This window comes from Oribacterium sp. oral taxon 078 str. F0262 (genome assembly GCF_000160135.1).
Classification (GTDB): domain Bacteria; phylum Bacillota; class Clostridia; order Lachnospirales; family Lachnospiraceae; genus Oribacterium.
In genome coordinates this window covers 1-557 of the sequence record NZ_GG729944.1, presented here as the reverse complement: position 1 = coordinate 557, position 557 = coordinate 1, and the positions used below count along the sequence as shown (strand labels likewise).

The 557-nt window shown below is 54.6% G+C and carries 1 pseudogene; it reads right to left on the bottom strand.

The features are described 5' to 3' along the window. Positions 1 to 557: pseudogene (locus GCWU000341_RS13820) on the bottom strand (IS30 family transposase); the annotation flags it as partial.

Genomic DNA, 557 nt, shown 5'->3' with positions numbered 1-557 from the left:
CCAACGGAAACGTGTTCGGGCCAAGTTCCAGATACAGCCTGCGGAAGAGATCGGTTACCGACTGAGAATCGTTATGCTCTCGTCGGACAGCGAGCTGCAGGCCGTCTGTCACGAAGGTGATCGTAAGCATGACAGCCCTCCCTTTTGTACCCTCTGCCGAATCGAGCTCGACCAAAGGGGTGTCCGGATTCTCATCCATAAAGACCTTGAAATCTTCCAGAGTGCGCCCTTCACGACACCTGGGATCGACTTTTACGGTATCCGGCCTTTTGCGGCGGGGATGCATCCTCACCTTGCGCGGCATATCGATGTTCCGTGCAGAGAAGAGGTTTGCGTCCATGTAGGTATACAGCGTCCGTTCACTGACCATGAGTTCTGCCTTATGGTTTAGGCAGATATGGTGCAGCGACTGGCCTTTTAACAGAAGGGGAGAAATGATATCGTCCAGTCGCTTTTGCTCCTCGTCGGAGAGGGCGATTCCCTGACGCGCCTCGGAGAGCACGTCACGGTATTCCATCTGGGCTTTTGCCCCATCGTAGAAGCGCTTCTCAAGCGTA